The following is a 19,108-nucleotide window of genomic DNA, read 5'->3' on the forward strand; positions in this document are numbered from 1 at the left end:
ATTTAAAAGGATATAAGATGACAAACGAAAACACTCAAGAAGCAAAAACTTCAAAGCTATACGTAAGTGCAGGCGATTACACTAATCAACACGGCGAAAGCGGAATTGTTACTGGTTTTGGCGAAATGAAGCCATATATAGATGACAAAGGTCAAAATCAAGACGTTAATGCAAGAGCAATATTAAAAAAGATTAGTGATATCGGAAATTTTATCAGTGCTACTGTTGGTGAAAAAGACAAAAATAAAATTGGTATTGACATAAGAGGAACTGACGAAAAAGGTCAAGAAAGTTTTATGAAAGCTAACGTATGGACTGACTCAGGCATAGGCAAGAGTGGATCTAGTTATTCTTTTAGAAAGATTACAATCGAAGTTAGCCCAGAGAAAATCAATGAAAAGACTGGCGAGGTTATCCAGCCTGCTCAAAGACTTTACGCTACTAAGATGCCACAAGGCGGTTATAGCTTTGATAAGAATAATAGCGGCGAGTTAATTGCTAAATTTAACTCAAATATCCAAAAAGGTGCTGACTTTACACTTACTCCTAAAAAAGACACTACCTTATCAAAATACCCAGAGCTATCAAATACTATTAATACAATAAAAGAGCATAAATCGTCTTTTGTTGAAATAGCATTTGTAGCTGGTAAGGGTGCAATGATAAATAGCATTACTCCCACGAATGGAGGTAACGGAATAGGAGCTGCACAACTTCAAAATTCCGTCGCCAAGAAAACAAAAAAAGATATAGAACGCTAATCTCTATACCTAGTTGAGCCTCTTTTTAGAGGCTCAAATTTTATCAAAAAATATGGAGCTGCCAAAGAAATGAAGTTGATTTTAGCTGAGAAACCTGATTTAGCTCGAGCAATAGCCGACGGCATAGATGGAAATTTAAAAACATTTGATGGCTATCTTACTAAGGGTGAATATGTGCTTACTTGGGCATTTGGTCATATTTTGGAGCTTTTTATGCCTGAAGACTACGATGAAAGGTATAAAGCTTGGAATATAGCTGACTTGCCATATATTATTACTGATTTTAAGTATAAGCCTATTTCAGAGAAAAAAAAGCAACTCAAATTAATATGTGATCTAATAAGAGATAATAGAATAAATAGTATAGTAAATTGTGGAGATGCCGACGAAGAGGGTCAAATTTTGATAGATGAGATAATCAACTATTCAAATACAAACAAACCTATCGAGCGTGTTATGTTGCAAGATCTAACTCCCAAAGGCGTTAAAGCAGCCTTTAAAGATATTAAGCCAAATTCAGCTTATAAAGGTATGAGTGAGTGTGGCTTTGCAAGATCACATGCCGACTGGCTACTAGGGATAAATTTGACACGTGCCTATACTGCAACGGCTCAAAAAAATGGCTATAAAGGTGTTTTAAGCGTTGGCAGAGTTCAAACTCCTATACTAGGTCTTATTGTTGCAAGAGATCTAGAGCATGAAAATCATAAAAGTAGCTTTTATTACACTATCACTGGAGAATTCAGCTCGGACAATAAAAAATTCTTTGCAAATTTAAAGAGCGATGAAAGAATAATTGATCCACAAGTTGCCGAAAGCATAAAAGAAAAGCTTGATGGTAGCAGATGTGATTTAAAGGTTTTCAATGAAAACAAAAAAGAAAATCCGCCTTTACCATATAATCTTTTAAAACTTCAAGCCGAATGCTCAAAGAAATTTGGCTATAAGCCAGACAAAACGCTTCAAATTACCCAAAATTTGAGAGAAAAATATAAATGTATTACTTACAATAGGTCAGATTGCGAATATCTACCAGAAAATATGTGGGAAAGCTCGCAAGATGTCTTAAATGCCGTTAGGGCTTCATTAAAAGATGATGAATTTAACGCAGCAATAGATAATGCAGATACAAGAATTAAAGGCATAGCTTTTAATGATCAATTTATCACGGCTCACTTTGCTATCATACCTACGCAAGCAGTCGTTGATGCAAATATGATGAGCAAAGAAGAGTTAAACGTATATAAATTGATCGCCAAACGTTTTATTGCTCAATTTTATGAGCCGATGGAGTATTTACAAACTACGCTTGAGGTAACTAAATTTGAGTATAAATTTAGTGCCTCAAAAAGAAAAATTATGAAAATCGGCTATCTCTCTCTTTTTAATGATAAAAACGATGATGATGACAATAATGAGAGTAATGATGATGAAGTAAAAAATAGTATTGATTTATCGACTTTAAAAGATGGAATTTGTGATGTAATAGATCTAGTAATAAATAAAAAGCAGACAAGAGCTAAACCATACTACACAATGCCAACTCTTTTAAAAGATCTAGCTTCAATTAGTAAATATGTAAAAGATGAGAGGATTAAAAGGCTTCTCAAAGAGAAAGATAAGGATAAAAAAGGCGAAAACGGAGGGATAGGAACTCCTGCAACCAGATCCTATCATATTAAAAATTTATTCGATAGAGAGTATATATCAGAAAATGGCAAAAGTATAGTATCTACTCAAAAAGGTAGAGAACTTATAAATTTAGTCCCTGCCCTACTTTCATCTCCAGATATGACCGCTCTATGGTATGAACAACAAAAAGATATTTCAGGTGGCAATCTAGCTAGAAACGAATTTTTAAATCAAGTTATCGAAACAATTAAAACCGAGATCGCTAGCATTACGTCAAATCAAAATATTTCAAATTTTAACTCAAACAGCATAGATAAGACTTACCCTTGCAAGTGTGGTAAAGGATATTTGCAACGCAGACAAAGCACAAAGACAAAAGGCTTTTTTTGGGGATGTAGCGAGTGGAAAAATGGCTGCAAGGAAATGTATCCTGACGTAAAAGGCAAACCACAATTTGAAAAAACTGCTGCAAGCGGTGGCATTACTTGTCCTTTTTGTAAAAAAGGCATACTTGAACGCAAGAAAAACCAAAAAGGCACGTATTGGTGGGGATGTAGTGAGTGGAAAAACGGCTGCAAAGCAATGTTTTATGATGATAATGGCAAACCAAAAATTATAAAAGGATAATATAATGGAAGAAACAATTACGACAGAAGCAGAAGAGAAAGTATCTCCAAAAAGACAGCAAAAAAGCAATGTTGATTTTACTATTAAAATTTCGCTTAATAGTGATTTTGATAGTGAAGTAAAGCAATTTTTAGATAAAAGCGGAATAACTAATAATGTTTTGGCTGGAGATAAGGCTATATTCGCACTCCAGACGTTACACGAAGCAGACGAGCTTATACTAAAAAAGGCTATCAATAGAAACGAGATGCCAAAATCATCAATCAGATTTGAAATGCTTACATCAAATGGCGAGAAAATTGATATTCCAAAAGTTGAGATGGGTAGATACCTTTTTAAAAATGCAGACCTAAACAAAATCATCAATGTTAGCTCTAATAAGATTGTTGAAAATCAAATATCCGAAGAAACCCAAAAAGCTTTTAGTAATTTGATGAAAAAAGATAAAGACGGCAAATTTAAAATCGGCGTCGATCTTGATAATGTCGTAGAAAATGGAGTAAGAAGTCTAGAGGGCATTGCTGAAAGCATAGGGGACGAGCACGTATCAAGTTTTGTTAGAAATTTTGCTGCTGCATATGGAGTTATAGGCAAACGTGCTAATAATATTCAAGAGAATATCATTAATAAAGAAAAACCAAAAGAAAAAGGTCAAGAAGCTAAAGCACCAGAAAAAGAAGAGGAAAAGGCAACTACTACAACCACAAAAGAAAAGCCAAAAATTCCTGGAAACGCAATCAAGGCTATAAAAGATGAATTTGCCAAAGGGATCGCAAAGATACCAAAATCAGAAACAAAAGAAAAAACTATTACCAAATCAACAAGTTTGGGTAAAGGGTTTTAATTTGAATAAAATTCTTATTGCTATTTTTCTTTGCTTTTTTTCAACTGAAGTTTTACCAGCTTCAGAGCATATATATAATAGCTATTTTGTGAAATATGGCAAAAAATACAATATACCCCCTGAGCTACTTTGGGGAATTGCCAAGACTGAAAGCGATTTTCAGCCCAGGGCAATTAACGTAAATACAAATGGCTCTTTTGATATTGGGATAATGCAAATCAACTCATCTCACAAAGAGTGGCTAGAGGCACAAAAAATTTCACTCGAGGATCTATATGATCCTAAGATCAATATAGCAGTAGGGACTAAAATTTTATCAAATTGTATAAAGAAATTTGGCTTTACATATCAAGGCTTGAATTGTTATAACAGCGGTTTTAACAAGGTTGATATTAATAAATACAATGTTAGAGTAATTAACAATATAAAAAGTAATCGATTAGCCTTACAAAAGAAAAGGCTTGTGTTAGTTAAATAATATAATAAGTATTATATTGATATTTATTCTATTAATTTAATATAAAATATATTAAGTTAATATTAATATATTTCCTTTTATAATTACGGAGAAATAAATGGCACGTGCTAAAAAGAGTAAATACGAAGCAAGAAGTCTTTGGGATGACCATCCAAATACATTTGACATAGGAGAATACAATGTTTCACATACTAAATCCACATTACAACGAACTATCACCGAAGAATTTTCAGGAAACGATAAACGAGATCTGGGACTTCGTGGATACCAAGAACAACCTTATCCTATCAAATCCGCAGAACAAGATAAAGGGCAATCGGCCGCTAATAACCAAAAAGAGATTTACGGATATGATGGAAATGGAGTGGACACCATTACAAGAGGAGATGAACTTCTCAAATTATCTATATCTGATAATCAAGAATATGGAGAGCAAGATCAATCAATCCAACGAGATCAATCAAGAGCAAATAGAGCAGATCAAAAAAGAGTTAGTCAATATACTAATAACAATCAATCACGACTGGGTGAATTGGAGAGCGATGACTTGCGATACGATAGAGCCGAGCGAGGAAGTGATCAATCGAATGAGAGCTTATATCGAGAAACATCTGGACGTGGAGCAACAAGAGATAATGAGATCAACGTATCCAGCACCTTCGAACATTCAATCAGGCGACTGGATGCACAGACTAACGATACTTTACCGCTGGACGACAGCTTTGGAGAACTTGGGGATGATAGACGACATCCAAGCAAGAGGACTAGTGGACGAGGAGAAACTAGAGGAGCTAACGATAGCTCTATACAGGCAGGAGTATTGGGAGAAGGATATTCTTTGCGAGGACGAAGCGAAGAAATTAAGAGAGATGGGCAATACGGATCTGGAAATTTACAAGATAATGGGGGGACTATCGATCTACAAGGAATATCTCAATCTGAGCGACGCGAGATATCCGATGAAAGAGATAAGAGAAAAACTGCTAGGACATTAAAAAAAGATACTAGCTCTACTAACAAATATGATGGAGCTAGAAGTCTTTTTGATTTTGATGAGGAGGAGGTTAAAGAAGAGGTAAAATCAAATTTTATTCCTCAGCCACAAAATATAAACATAGAGCCTATTACTACTCAAACACTCAATATTATATCAACTGGTGAAAATAAGGATTTTATTTTAGAAGATAGCTTTCAGACAAGCTCAATCTCTAAAAAGGAAAAATTTAAAAACAACATAGAAGCAATTAAATTAGCAAATTCTCTTTGGACTATAAGAGAAAAGGCACTAGAAAATAATCGAAATTTTACAATTACAAGGCAAGAGCAAGATGTTATAAGTAAATTTAGCGGCTGGGGTGGAATTAGTGAAGCATTCAACCAGCTAAACGAGGATTGGCAAGAAGAATATAAAGAGTTAAAAGAATTGCTTAGCCCAGATGAGTATGCTAGTGCAAGAGCCTCTACTACAACAGCATTTTTTACACCTAAATTTATTGTTGATAGCATGTATAAAGCCCTAGATCATATGGGAATAAATGCTGAGCCTGATAAGGACAAAAAAATTTTAGAGCCTAGTGCTGGCAATGGAGTGTTTTTAGCCAGCTGCTCTATAAAAGGGAATTATAAATTTGATGCTCTTGAGATAGAAAATCAAACAAACAAATTTCTCACCCTGCTCTACCCTGCTGCACAAGTATATAGTAATGAATATGGATTTGAAGACCTAAATTTGAGTGAAAAAACGCAATATGACGCAATAGTTGGAAATCCTCCATATGATAGACTAAATATAACAAAGATCGCAGATAACAAAGATTTAGATCTTTGCGGATATACAATACACAATTTTTTCGCAGCAAAAGCACTAAGGCACTTAAAAGATGATGGTATTCTTAGTTTTGTAATAACTCACAACTTTTTGGATGCCAAAAATAACAATGTTAGAAAAAAAATAGCTAGCAATAATACGTTTTTAGGAGCAATTAGGCTGCCAAATAATGCGTTTTCTAACGAGGCAAAAACCGAAGTAGTTACCGATATTATTTTTTTCAAAAAAGGCTTAGATAATAGATTAAATAGAGAATTTGTAAATACTACTAGCTTTAAAAATGTAGATGATAACGATATACACATTAATGAGTATTTCAAAAATAATCCGCAAAATGTTCTTGGTCGCCTAGAGGTTACCAGCGGTCGTTTTGGATATGAGCTAAATTGTCTGCCAAATCCGAATATAAATTTGGAAACTGCAATAGACAATTTTATTAAAAACGAGCTCCCTAGCGATATTTATAAATACCATGAGCCAGCTCCAGTAGATGAAAATGAGCTAATAATCTCTAAATTTGATAAAGAGTATTCAGAAAATAAAGAATACTTTGATAGCCTGCTCGTGGGTAACTATCTAATTTTTCGTGACGAAATTTACTTGAAATCTAATAGTCTAATAAAGGATGAGGCTGTTTTTAGAAGACTAAATTTTAGTATTAAAGAAACAAAGATAGCCAAGGATTACATTAAGCTTAGAGATTGTAGAAAAGAGCTTTTTGCTCTTGAAAAACAAGATATAGACGATAACGATCAAAGACTTATTAACAAGAGAAACGATCTAAATACTATTTATGATGATTTTGTTAAGAGTAATAACTATTTAAATAATAAAAATATTACAAACGTTTTAAATGATGATGCAGATTTTAGCAACATAAAAGGCTTAGAAAAAGACGGCGGAAAAAACTCATTTAAAAAGGCTGATGTATTCAAGCAAAGAGTTTTAAGACCTCGTCCTAAGATAGAATTTGATAATGCAGCAGATGGTTTATATGCAAGTATGAACGTCAACGGAAAAATAAGCATACCTTATATCGCAAATCATCTAAATAAAGATCCTCACGATGTTTCTAAGGAGCTATTGGATAAAAAATTAATTTTTATAGATCCTGACGCTTACGAACAAGGCAATACTGAATACATATTTGCCCCAAAATATCTATCTGGCAATGTTAAGGAGAAATACAAAAAAGCCGAAGATCTGGCAAAGACAGAGCCACTATTTTACAACAACGTCGAAAGCCTAAAAGACGTATTGCCAAAAGATATACCAGCTAGTGAGATAAACCCAACAATTGGGGTTTCGTGGATACCTATGAAATACTATGAGGAATTTTTTAAAGAAAAATTTGAGCTACACCAAAATACAAAGTTGGATATATTTTGCTCGTCAATAAACGCTGAGTGGGTTTTTGAGGGATCTGTAAATCCTAATACTAATTTCAAGGTTGAAAAGAAATATGCATATTATCATCCTGATAATAGTCGTCTAAATAAAGATCCATATGAGATAGCACAAGCTGCCTTAAATGGCGTGTATTTAAAAATTTACGTGACTACTGATAGACCAAAGTTAAACTTAGATGGCTCAATCAAAATGAATAAAAATGGCTATCCTGAGTATGAAAAAGAGCTTGATATGGTAGCTACACAAGAGGTTACTAGAAAGATTGATCTTATTAGAAACGAGTTTGACGAGTGGATAATGAAAGATTATGCTAGAAGAACGGAGATAGCTAATATTTTCAATGAAAAGTTTAACTGCTATGCCAAAAAACATTACGATGGGGATTATCTACAAATTAGTGGCATAAATCAAGCATATCATCTAAGAAAGCACCAAAAAGACGCTGTAGCTAGAGCAGTCAATGAAAAAGTTACCCTGATCGATCACGAAGTGGGAGCAGGTAAAACTCTGACTGCAATTTGCTCGATCATGGAGCAAAAAAAACTTGGTATAGTTAATAAGCCCCTTGTAGTAGTCCCAAATCACTTGGTTAGTCAGTGGTCAAATGAATTTTTGACCGCCTACCCTGAAGCAAGGCTGCTGGTGGCAGAAGATAAGTCTATGAGCAAAGACAAGAGGGCTGAATTCTTAGCCCAAATTGCTAATGGAAACTACGATGCCATTATTATGAAACAAACACAATTTAAAGAGATCCCTGCCCCAGCTGAAAGCCAAAAAGAAGTGCTTGATCATATGATAGCTGAGCTGGAGCAAGCAATTGCTATTAGGGAAGAAAATAGCAGCGGATATAGAAAAAGTCCGTCGGTCAAGCGTATGGAAACACAGCTAAAATCTTTAAAGGACAATGTGACTAAGATTTTAGAGGATCAAAACAAGAATGTCACAACGCTTGATTTTTCTGACTTAGGCGTTGATTATTTAATAGTCGACGAAAGCCATATGTATAAAAATTTGAGATACTCTACCAAGCTTGAGAACGTTAAAGGCTTAGGAACTCAAAGTGGCTCTGATAGAGCAATGGATATGTATTCAAAAACAACCTATTTGCATAACCAAGACAATGCTAAAATTATGTTTTTAACTGGAACACCAGTTAGCAATAGCTTGGTAGAGCTTTATTTAATAGAGCGATATCTTGCCCCAAATGCACTAAAAGATCAAGGCATTGACTCTTTTGATGCCTGGGCTAAAACATACGCAGATATCGATAGAGTTTATGAAACTGGTGCTGTCGCAGGCGACTATAAAATTGTGACTAGATTTACTGGCTTCAAAAATTTAAATACACTTGGCGGATCTTATCTTGATTTTGCCGACGTCATAACCAACGATGATATAAAAAAGGAGCTTGGCAGCAACTTTGTCCCTAACGTAAATATTAAACATACTAAAAGTCCAGCAAGTGACCTGCAAAAAGAGTATATCGGCGTAGAGCAAGAAAATGGACAATTTAATGAGGGATCTATTATTTATAGGCTTGAAAATATGCCAGATGATCCTAGAATTGATAACCATTTAAAAGTAACAAATGATGCTAAATATTGTGCTTTGGATTATAGGCTGATAGATCCTTTTGCCGAAGATGATCCAAATTCAAAAATCAATAAAGCAGTAGAAAATATCATAAACACTTATGAAAAATGGAATGATGACAAAGGCACTCAGCTTGTCTTTTTAGATATGGGAACGCCGAAGTCACCATCTCAACAATCCCAAAATATAGTAATAGATGAACAAAAGGCAGCAGAACAAGAGGTAAGTCCTACAAAGCAAGAAGAATTTATTAATATCAATGATGCTATCGAGCAAGGTAAAGATATTAATAGCGATTTTATATCTGAAACTGATAGAGATAGCAATGATAATAGATTTTTCTTATATGGTGATTTGCTTAGAAAGCTTGTAAAAAATGGAATACCACAAAACGAGATAGCCTTTATCCATGATGCGACAACGGACAAACAAAAATATGAGCTATTTGACAAGGTAAATCGTGGTGAAATTCGAGTTTTGATAGGATCTACTGGCAAGATGGGAGCAGGAACGAACGTGCAAGAGAGAGTAACTGCCATACACCATCTTGATATACCTTGGAAGCCTAGCGATTTAACACAAAGAAATGGTCGTGTCATAAGACAAGGTAATGAACTACTTAAAAAATATGGGGACAAATTTGAGGTAGATGTAAATTATTACGTTACTTTGAACACCTATGATGAAACCTCGTTGCAAACAGTAAAGCAAAAGGCGGAGAGCATTACCAAATTTAGAAAGTGCGTTGTAGATGAGAACCATATAAGCGGATTTGAGGAGGAGGTAGTTAACTACGAGGAGCTTAAGGCTATTGCTAGTGGCAATCCGTTAATACTAACAAATTTCAAGATAAATAATGAGCTTGAAAGGTTAGAAAGAGAGAAAAAGGCATATATTCAAGACTTCCAGCAAAAAGAAGCCGAAATGCACAATTTAGAAAAGATGATAGAATTTTCTAATAAAAGAATAAACTTGTTTACCAAAACAAAAGAATATGTCGGCAAATTTGAGAGTAGCGATGGGCTAAGATGTGCCATGTTTTCTACAAATCTTTATAATCATGAAGTATCTAAGCAAGAATTCTTTATTCCAAAAGCTAGTGCTGCAAAGGATACTCAAGAAATCCAAAACAAGATGAAAGATCAATTTCAAGCAACTATAAATTTGATGTTTCAAACACCAAAGAAAAGCTATGACGTATGCGAGTATAAGGGTTTTGTTGTAAGTGGATATTATAGCAGCTTAAATAATAGTATAACTTTTGAGCTAACAAACAAAGAAAGTGGCGAGATACTAGCACCTGAGAATATGTATTATAACTCAGCTATGAACGGCACAAGGCAGGATTTAAAAGACCAGGTCGGATTACATGGATTTTTTGTAAGGATGAATAACTACTTTGATAATATGGATAAATTTATCTCTAAAGAGCAAAAAGATCTTGATGAAGCCAAATCAAACTTAGTAGATCTAAAATCGTTTTTATCTGAGCAGCAAAACTATCCTAAAAATGATCTTATTGAGCTGTTAAAGAGTGAAAAAAATATCGTCCTAAATGAACTCGAGCGAAAGAAAAAAGACAAGACCTATGAAAGCAAATTTGAAAGCAGGGCATTAAAAATTATTGATGAAGCCAAACGAGCCAAGAAGCAGAATACTCAGCAGCAAGGCGGCTTAGAAGCTGGCAGTCAAGCAAATATTGTTGCAAATAGTGGCAAAGAGTTATCTTAGTGTTTTTTATATTAATATAATTTAAAATATATTATATTAATATAATTTTTATTATATATAAAAGGATAAAAAATGCAATACAGCAAAGATGAAACCGCCTTAATTTTAGAAACTTTAGGTTATAACGTCGATAGACACTATAAATTTAAAATACGTGATGAAAATACAGCCAGTGCGTCTATTAATCCAAAGGACGGCAAAATAAAAGATTTTGGCAGCGGTTGGTATGGTAGTATAATAGATTTTATGACAACCTTTGAGAATATGTCCCAAAAAGATGCCTTTAGCAGAGCAAACGATATAATTAATAGACCACAAGATATTAAATTTAGCAGCAATCAACAGCCTAAATTCAAGAAAGACACACTTAGCGAAATAAGAGCTGAAGCCGTTGTTTTTGGCTTAAATGTAATAGACGACAATAAAAGTGGAATTTACGTCGGATGCGGTGAAAACGCTTCAGATATAACAAAAGGTTATTATTGGGCTATCTCTAAAATAAAACCGCTTGATGATCTTATGGTGTTTGACTCAAAGAAAGAAATGGAGTGGCTAGAAACAGACAAACACCTATATACCGAAAAGACTTATTCTATCAAGAAAGAATATATAACAAAGATGGCAGCATTAAAAAACTCTTTTGAAATCAAAAAAAATAAGAGTGAAACAGCAAGCAAAGGCTTTATTACACAAGACTTTATAGATAAATTCCAGGTAGAGCGAAAAGAAAATTTCAAAAGATTTTGGGAGCTACTATCTCAAACCCTGCCAACTGCAACAAAAGAGCAAAAAGAAAACATAGCCAAAAAGTATGAAATTGGATATTCAAAGCAAGCCGATAGATTAATTATGCCTATTAGAAACGAGAATGGCGACTGCCTAACGTTTTGGAAATACAATAAAAATCCTCAGCCATTTGTTGGTGATAATGGAAATTTAGTGACCTTGCCAAAGGTAATGTTTTCAAAGAATAGAGAACGTTGCCCTTTTAATTTGAGAGATCTAAAAGATTTTGCAAAAAATCAAAAAGACAATGAAACGATTTTTATAGTTGAGGGCGAAAAAGACTGCCTAAACGCTCTTGCTAGTGGCTTTAATGCTATTACCCTTGGATCTGCAAGTGCTCGAGTTAGTGAAAAATATATACCGCTTTTTAAAGATATAAATATCACTATCGCATACGATAACGATGAAGCAGGGCAGAGTGGAGCAAAAGCCTTAAGAGAAGATTTAAAAGATGTTTGCAAAACAATAGAAGTAATTGACTGGAATAAAATTGCCAGGAACGTCGGCATAAAAGAACCACTAAAAAAAGGCTTTGACTTTACCGATTTTTTAGTAGCTAGAGAGAGTATCCAAGAAAAGACAAAAGATAAAGAAAGATAATAGTATTTATATTATTATAATAGAAATACTATCTTTATAATTTATTTTATATTATTTTAATATTTTAAAAAGTATAATGCTTTTGTAAAAATTTTAAAAGGATAAAATAATGAAAATAGCTCTATTAAACAAAAAAGGTGGCGTAGGCAAAACGCCTTTTGCTTTTAGTATTGCAAAGGATTTTGGATACTTTTTGCAATCTAATGACAATTCTTGTATCGAACAGATATATCCAGACAAAGCAAAAATTCTAGACAAAGTAAAGGATCTTGACGATTGTGTATATGACTTTGGTGGGTTTTCTGCTTCTGGGGTTTTAGATATTATAAAAAATTGTGATGTTGTAATTATCCCTTGTTTGCCAACATATAATTCATTTATCAGAACAGTGGAAACGATAAACGAAATTATTTCAATAAATCCAAATATAATACTTCTTGCAACCAACTATAAAGATGATAGAGAAGAAGAATTTTTAGAAAATGAACTTGATAAGAGATACAAGGATATACCAACTTTTTATTTCAAAAATTCTAAGATCGTTAATAACGCTGCAAATTACGGATTATCTTTTACTGAGTTATATAATGAAAGCTCTTTATCAAAAAGAAGCTACTCGAGCTTTTTTAATGAATATAGAAGACTTTTAAAGGCTATAAGAAGCAAATCTTAATTTATATTATTTTAATTTTGAATATATTAATATAATATAAAAACTATTAAAAGGATATTGAAGTATGACTAAGAGAGCGAGCATTAGCATCGAAGAAGCTTTGCAAAACAGCAATGTAAAAACTTATGAGATGCAAGACAAAAAAGACAAAAAACAAAAGAGAAATACTGTGCAAGTAAGTATTTATCTTACTCAAGAAGAAATAGCGTATTTGGATGAAAAGTGTGATGAAACTTTTCTAGCTAGAAATGCTTATATGAGAAAACTTCTTGTAGAAGATATGAAAAGAAAAAGCGAATGACAGCAGCCGACGTAAAGGAATTTTGCAAAGAGCAAAATTTAACATATAAACAGCTGGCGGAAAAAATCGGTATGACCGAGGGCAGCTTGAAAGTGGCAATAACCACTGATAAATTTAGCAGCCAAACAATACAATCGATCAATCTACTAAAAGAAAATCAAAAACTACAAACTGAGCTTGCAGATTTTAAAGTATTAAGCGAAATTATCAAAAAAATTTCAAATAATTAGATTTTTACCTTTTTTCTCCCAAAAGGGTAAAAATTTTAACTATTTTATAAAATAATGTATAAAAATACTAACTTTTATCTTGACAAATAGTTAATATTATTATATAATTCTCTTATAAAAAGTTAGAAATACTAACTTTTTAAATAAAACAAAGGATAAGAGATGAAATTATATGAACTTTTTTTAGGAGAAAAGGAGTTGGGCGTATTTTTAAAAGAGCCTCAAAAAGTGATTTATTGCGACAAATCTAGCGATGGCTTTAAATTACTTTGTTTTAACTCTGACGAGTGGCAAGCACTTCAAGAAAAACTGGGTATAACTCTTACAAACGATGAAAACAACAATTTTAATAAAATTATGAGTAGCAAATTTTGTAAAGAAAACGGCATTGAACACATTGATCAACTTACCGATGAATTGGGTTTTGGAACGTTAGAGAAATTTAACCATGAAAGAGTGGAATATGTTTCAGACATGGAAGAGAGTTATAGCTACTTCATTGACGAATTGGCAAAAATTGCTGGCAGGGCTAATTTTGACTGGAATATGAAATATAAGGGGATTTTTCAATCAAATGGGCATACTGACAGATGGATACTTTGCGATAACTATAACGAGTTAGAAGAAAACGATTTTGATGACGAGCTTGCTAAATTTCACTTTGATACCAAAGAGATAGACGAGCAAATAAATATGTATACTTTTGGCTGCCAAATTCAGGGGTATGATATTGTATCGATCACCAAAGGCAATAAAACCGAAATAAAACTATTAGTCTGGTCGGAAGAAAACACACGAACTAGCTATCTCGAGTATAGATTTGAAGACATAAAAAAAGAGTGGATGAGAAAATATAAATAAAAAAAGGGGGCTTAATAGCCCCCCCCCTTTTTTTACAATCCCTACTTTAAAAACTAAAAATCAATATTTTTATTGCTGCCTTTACTCTTATTCTTGGTCTTATTACTTTTATCGACTGCTCCAGCTGAAGTTTTATTTTCGGTCACTGCAATATTTGTTTTTCTATTAATAGCTGCTTTAGTATCTCTGCCTTGTATATCAACAACCCAAATATTTTTGCCATATTCGTCTTTACCCTGCTGGCTAAATTTGCATTTATCACCAAACACTATATTTTCGTTTTTAATGATATTTTCTAGATCTTTTCCCCAAATATAGAATTCTTTTCTATTTGGATTAAGCATTTTCACAAAGTAGCTTTTTGGCATATCGTAATTAAATTGATAGTGATCGATGCCAAAATCTACCACTTCATTATATGGCTCATCGACCTGCTTATAATCGTTAGGAGTGAAATTTTTAAGAGGTTCTAATACCTTTTCGTTCTTATTTTCAATAGAAACGTCCCAGACTTTCTTATAAGCAGTTTTCTCATACCAAACATTTTTTTTCTTATCATGGACGTTAAATGTTACTGGACTTTCAGCCGTAATGACAAACCTACAATAATCATCAATTTTGACGTCGTTTTCTTTTACAACCCTCTCAAGATCGTTAGCCCAAATAAAAATCTCTTTACCTTTTGTAGTCATATATGATACAAAAAAGCTTTCCTCGTTATCTTTATCGAATTTATAATTTGCTCTGCCATAGCCAGTAACTTTATAATGATGTGCTTTGTGTTTTTCACCATTATTATAATCTCCAGCAATGTAAATTCCCTTATCATTTTCAGAATTTCTAGAGTTAGATTTTGTTGTAGCCTTTGCTTCAACACCCAACTTGATAAGCTCATTTGCAAATGATAATCTCATATTGGCTATATCAGATTTTTTTGGATTTATTCTCCTACCTAAATAATCTTTTACCTTTAAAACTAAATGGCAATGTGGATTATCCGTATCATTATGTATTGCTATACAAAAGTAGTTATCTGGATACATTTTTGATACACAATTCATTGCTGCTTTTTTAATTTTAGCACCAGATGCAAATTGATAATCTTTCATAGAAAAAACAACATGTATTGCTTCTCTTTGCTCTTTTAGCGAGTTATCTCTTATCTCTCTTTGTGTTGGTATGCGATCGCCGCTATTAAAGCTTTCAGATAAAATATTTAAATCACTTTTTCCTATAAATTTACAACCATCAGAGCTTTGGACTTCAACCTCGCCATTTCTAGAAATATATCTTAGATGTGCTTTCAGTCCCTCATAATTTTTACTAGATCCAGTAAATTTAATAACAACTTCCGTTTGTTTTTTTGAAGGTGCTTTTGTATATGTAATAACACTTTTAAATCTATTTCTATAAATACCTCGTTGATTATTATATGCGTAAGAACTCTTAGCCTTTTTTTCTAAATCGGTAATAACTCTTTTGGGTCGCCACCATTCGTCATCAAGTATTCTCTTTTTTCTCATCTAATATTACTTTAGCTTCAAATTTAAAATCTTGATATACTTTTCTATCTTATCGCTTACGGCAGAAATTTTGTCATTTACTACTTTTACTACTGATATTAAATTTTCATAATTTACTTTAAAATTTTTCAAATCCTGCTCATATAATACTTTCAACATTTGGTTAATATTCCTGCCAACCATATTAAGCTCATAGTTAGATTTTCTTAACTCCTCCATTTCAATATTATTAAAAATAGGACTATTGGAATTTAAAATATTTAATAGTAAAAATTTAGCCTCTTTGGTGGCTGAGTTAAAACCATGTTTATTAGATAAATCAACCAAATACTTATATTCACTTTTAGATATTGATATTCTAAGTTCAACTTCTTTGTTGTTTTCCTTTAATAACAAAGTATTTTTTTTAGATCCCTCAATATTGCCAGTAGATATAAAATTCATAATAGCAGCATTAACCAAATCACTAAAATTATATTTACTATCTTTCAAATATTCCTCAACCAAATTTAACAAATTGTTTTCTATTCTAAAAGTCTTAATTACATTTTTCATTTTTATACCTTACTGAGCCTCGCAGAGATAATGCCAATCACAAAAAAATGTATTACATTTTTGGCGTGATTGGCTATCCTGCAATTAATACTATTTACGACCAAAATTATACACAATAAAACTTGCCATAAAATTAAAAAAATCAGCTATAACTGCCTTGAAATTTTATTAAAACTCTGCTATACTGCCGAGTAAAATTTTAATCAATAAAAGGAGGACGGCTATGAGCGAGATAGTTTCAATAGACGAGAAAATTAAAAAAATAAAATCTCAATTAGCATCACTTGAAAGCAAAAAGAAAGAGATGATAGCAAAAGAGCAGCTAAAACTATCACAAGCAATAAGTGATTTGATAAAAACAAACAACGATTTTTTAAAAGATATAACAACGATTTTAGAAAAGCACAAAGCAAGCGAAATTTTAGAACTCATAAAAAAACTTTCAGATTAGAAAAACAATGGTAGATAACGAAATAGATTTTACAAATTGCGAAAAAAGCTCCAAAAGCTATGGTGGATTTTGTGGAACAAAAGTAGGCATAATATATAATGACGAAGATTATATGCTGAAATTTCCTCCAAAGCTAGTTGCTGCAGCACATTTAAATTTTATGAATGCTTGCGTTACCGAGCATATATCTTGTAGTATTTTAAAAACATTAGATATACAAACACAAGACACAATCCTTGGAACATATGACGATAAAGTTGTTGTAGCTTGTAAAGACTTTATAGAGCCAAATGAATTTATGATAGATTTTGTTACCTATCAAGAAAAAATAGCAAATGGATATGATGCCGATCTAGGAAATATATTAAACACAATAGAAGCAAAAAATCAATTTGCAGTTGATGAAAAAGAAATGAAAGAAATGTTTTGGGATATGTTTATAGCAGATGCATTACTCGCAAACTCAGATAGACATAATGGCAACTGGGGTTTTATTGCAAATGTAGATACTCAAACATATAAAAGACCAGCTCCAGTATTTGATTGCGGTTGCTCTCTTTTTTCACAATTTAATGAGCTAGAAATGAAAAATATTTTGCTCAATAAAAAAGACTTAAACAAAATAGTTTATGATTTTCCTCCATCAGTTATACGGAAAAAGAATGAGAAAATTAATCCATATAATTTTTTAATAAAAACAAGAAATCAGGATTGTATAAACTCATTAAAAAAAATAGGATCAAAGATAGATCTTAATAAAATCAATGAAATAATTTCTAGCACACCTTATATTTCAGATACTCATAAAAAATTCTTACAAACAGTTATTCAAGCTAGAAAAGAAAAAATAATAGATTTGGCCATAGAAAAACAGTTAGAACATGAAAAAAAGAGAAATAGACTTCTTTATTTTATATCCCTTAAGCTTCATCAGAGCAAGGACAAAAATTTAGAAAAAGATAAAGAAAAAGATAAAAATTTAGATAGGTGGTAATATGGAAGAGAATATAATATTAGATGAAAATACTTTGTCGCCATGGCTCAAAAAAGACTTACAAAAGTTTTTAGATTGTAAGAATTCAAATACTCATCCTAATTGGGATTTAAGCTTATACTGGAGCGAGCTTTACTCATCAATAAATATATCTCAGCTTAGCAAAGAGATTACAAAAGAGCAAGCGGAATATTTGAGAAAAAAATACTTAGGAATTTGTTGAAACGATATGTCGCAAAGATTATATAAGGATAAAAAAAGGAGCAGTAATGAATTCTTATCCAAATGATTTGTTTATAACCATAGTAAATACAATAGCATTTCTTGTATTTGTCTATCTATGTTATTTTTATATTGTAGCCTTACCGAAACGGCACAAAGAGATAATAAATTTTCTAAAAGAGAGGAAACAACTTTTGGACGTCGAGATAGAATTTTTAGAAAAATTTAATAGGTTTGATAATATATGGGATAATTTTAATAGACCACTTAGAGGCGTTAAATTTCAAGATGACACTTTTATTATGAATTTAATGCTTTTAGAAAAAGACACTAGAGATAGATACGCTAACAAAAAAGCCGAAAGAGAAGCAATAGATAATTTTAAAATGGGTGAAAAATAATGCAAGATCTTAGAGCAGTTGCTAAAAGAACATTTTAGATTATATTTATTTTTTAAGAAAAGATAAGAATTTACTTGTTTTTAGGTAAATTCTTAAGCCATTTTTACTACTTTAAGTTTTCTAAGCTTAAATTTTTTATCCTTTTTTTAATGAAATACCACAAAATAGGGAACTACTGATCAAGTGTTTTGAAAATAATTGTTTTCAACAGCAAATAGTGATTTGGTTAATGCTGCTATTATGAATTTTATATCTACTGGCGATATCGAAGGATCTAAAAAAATACTTTATTGTTAAGAGAAAACAACAAAGAAGTTGAGAAAAGTAAAAATGGAATAAACAAACTGACTAGACTTAGATGCCTAATTTTAATTTAAGCTTAGTAGTAAATTTGGGTTTATAATATTTCTAACTTCTTTTTAATGATTGCCTAAGTTTATTTTCTAAAAATAATTGTTGTTTTTTCTCTTTCGCGCACGCGCACGCGATTTTTATCTTTTTAACATAACTTTTCTTTATCCTGTCTCTTATACTTATCTGACGCTTCCGACCACTCATTTCGTTGACTTTCCATTTGCTGCTTATGCTAGCAGTAACAACAAACAAA

At 32.2% G+C, this 19,108-nt stretch carries 17 protein-coding genes; 14 read left to right on the top strand and 3 right to left on the bottom strand.

The window, feature by feature from the left end:
- The first annotated feature begins 17 nt into the window (after window positions 1-17).
- The 10 genes from CVS95_RS09335 to CVS95_RS09385 all read left to right on the top strand — a co-directional run bounded on the left by CVS95_RS09335 (window position 18) and on the right by CVS95_RS09385 (window position 14,355).
- The gene (locus CVS95_RS09335) at window positions 18-761 is read left to right on the top strand and encodes a hypothetical protein (RefSeq protein WP_107696418.1); all 744 of its coding nucleotides are present in this window, start codon (window positions 18-20) and stop codon (window positions 759-761) included.
- 69 nt (window positions 762-830) lie between these two features.
- Window positions 831-3,020, top strand: a complete 2,190-nt coding sequence (locus CVS95_RS09340) for a DNA topoisomerase 3 (protein WP_107696419.1) — start codon at window positions 831-833, stop codon at window positions 3,018-3,020.
- Between the two features lie 4 nt (window positions 3,021-3,024).
- A complete protein-coding gene (locus CVS95_RS09345; RefSeq protein WP_107696420.1) occupies window positions 3,025-3,864 on the top strand; it encodes a hypothetical protein in 840 nt (279 codons plus the stop codon).
- Between the two features lies 1 nt (window position 3,865).
- A complete protein-coding gene (locus CVS95_RS09350; RefSeq protein ID WP_181001678.1) occupies window positions 3,866-4,342 on the top strand; it encodes a lytic transglycosylase domain-containing protein in 477 nt (158 codons plus the stop codon).
- Window positions 4,343-4,439: 97 nt separating this feature from the next.
- Complete coding sequence (locus CVS95_RS09360; protein ID WP_159071269.1) at window positions 4,440-10,904, top strand: SNF2-related protein; 6,465 nt, start codon at window positions 4,440-4,442, stop codon at window positions 10,902-10,904.
- 72 nt (window positions 10,905-10,976) lie between these two features.
- Window positions 10,977-12,290, top strand: a complete 1,314-nt coding sequence (locus CVS95_RS09365; protein ID WP_199906354.1) for a toprim domain-containing protein — start codon at window positions 10,977-10,979, stop codon at window positions 12,288-12,290.
- A gap of 109 nt (window positions 12,291-12,399) precedes the next feature.
- Window positions 12,400-12,963: a hypothetical protein gene (locus tag CVS95_RS09370; RefSeq protein ID WP_107696423.1), complete on the top strand. Its 564-nt coding sequence runs from the start codon at window positions 12,400-12,402 to the stop codon at window positions 12,961-12,963.
- A 64-nt stretch (window positions 12,964-13,027) separates the two neighbouring features.
- Window positions 13,028-13,264 carry a hypothetical protein gene (locus CVS95_RS09375; RefSeq protein WP_107696424.1) on the top strand — a complete coding sequence of 79 codons (237 nt, stop codon included), beginning with the start codon at window positions 13,028-13,030 and terminating at the stop codon, window positions 13,262-13,264.
- Window positions 13,261-13,494: a helix-turn-helix domain-containing protein gene (locus tag CVS95_RS09380; protein WP_107696425.1), complete on the top strand. Its 234-nt coding sequence runs from the start codon at window positions 13,261-13,263 to the stop codon at window positions 13,492-13,494. Before CVS95_RS09375 ends, CVS95_RS09380 begins: the two co-directional genes overlap by 4 nt.
- 162 nt (window positions 13,495-13,656) lie before the next feature.
- Entirely contained in the window at window positions 13,657-14,355 is a 699-nt protein-coding gene (locus CVS95_RS09385) for a hypothetical protein (protein WP_107696426.1), read from the top strand.
- A 53-nt stretch (window positions 14,356-14,408) separates the two neighbouring features.
- Here the strand turns inward: CVS95_RS09385 and mobP1 are convergent, their stop codons facing one another.
- Window positions 14,409-15,878, bottom strand: coding sequence for a MobP1 family relaxase (gene mobP1, locus CVS95_RS09390; RefSeq protein ID WP_107696427.1), 1,470 nt, complete (start codon window positions 15,876-15,878; stop codon window positions 14,409-14,411).
- A gap of 6 nt (window positions 15,879-15,884) precedes the next feature.
- Window positions 15,885-16,433: a hypothetical protein gene (locus CVS95_RS09395; RefSeq protein ID WP_107696428.1), complete on the bottom strand. Its 549-nt coding sequence runs from the start codon at window positions 16,431-16,433 to the stop codon at window positions 15,885-15,887.
- Between the two features lie 223 nt (window positions 16,434-16,656).
- On the opposite strand from CVS95_RS09395, the gene CVS95_RS09400 reads away from it, so the two are divergent.
- The 4 genes from CVS95_RS09400 to CVS95_RS09415 are packed head-to-tail and all read left to right on the top strand — an operon-like array spanning window position 16,657 to window position 18,501.
- Window positions 16,657-16,884 (top strand): hypothetical protein, encoded by a 228-nt coding sequence (locus tag CVS95_RS09400; RefSeq protein ID WP_103649457.1) that lies wholly within the window; start codon window positions 16,657-16,659, stop codon window positions 16,882-16,884.
- A gap of 7 nt (window positions 16,885-16,891) precedes the next feature.
- Window positions 16,892-17,878, top strand: a complete 987-nt coding sequence (locus tag CVS95_RS09405; RefSeq protein ID WP_107696429.1) for a HipA domain-containing protein — start codon at window positions 16,892-16,894, stop codon at window positions 17,876-17,878.
- 1 nt (window position 17,879) lies between these two features.
- Window positions 17,880-18,101 (top strand): hypothetical protein, encoded by a 222-nt coding sequence (locus tag CVS95_RS09410; RefSeq protein WP_103583811.1) that lies wholly within the window; start codon window positions 17,880-17,882, stop codon window positions 18,099-18,101.
- A gap of 46 nt (window positions 18,102-18,147) precedes the next feature.
- A complete protein-coding gene (locus CVS95_RS09415; protein WP_107696430.1) occupies window positions 18,148-18,501 on the top strand; it encodes a hypothetical protein in 354 nt (117 codons plus the stop codon).
- Window positions 18,502-18,909: 408 nt separating this feature from the next.
- On the opposite strand, the gene CVS95_RS09830 is transcribed toward CVS95_RS09415, so the two are convergent.
- The coding region (locus CVS95_RS09830) for a hypothetical protein (protein ID WP_234400058.1) at window positions 18,910-19,108 on the bottom strand (199 nt) is incomplete at its 5' end.

This window comes from Campylobacter concisus (genome assembly GCF_003048905.1).
GTDB lineage: Bacteria > Campylobacterota > Campylobacteria > Campylobacterales > Campylobacteraceae > Campylobacter_A > Campylobacter_A concisus_V.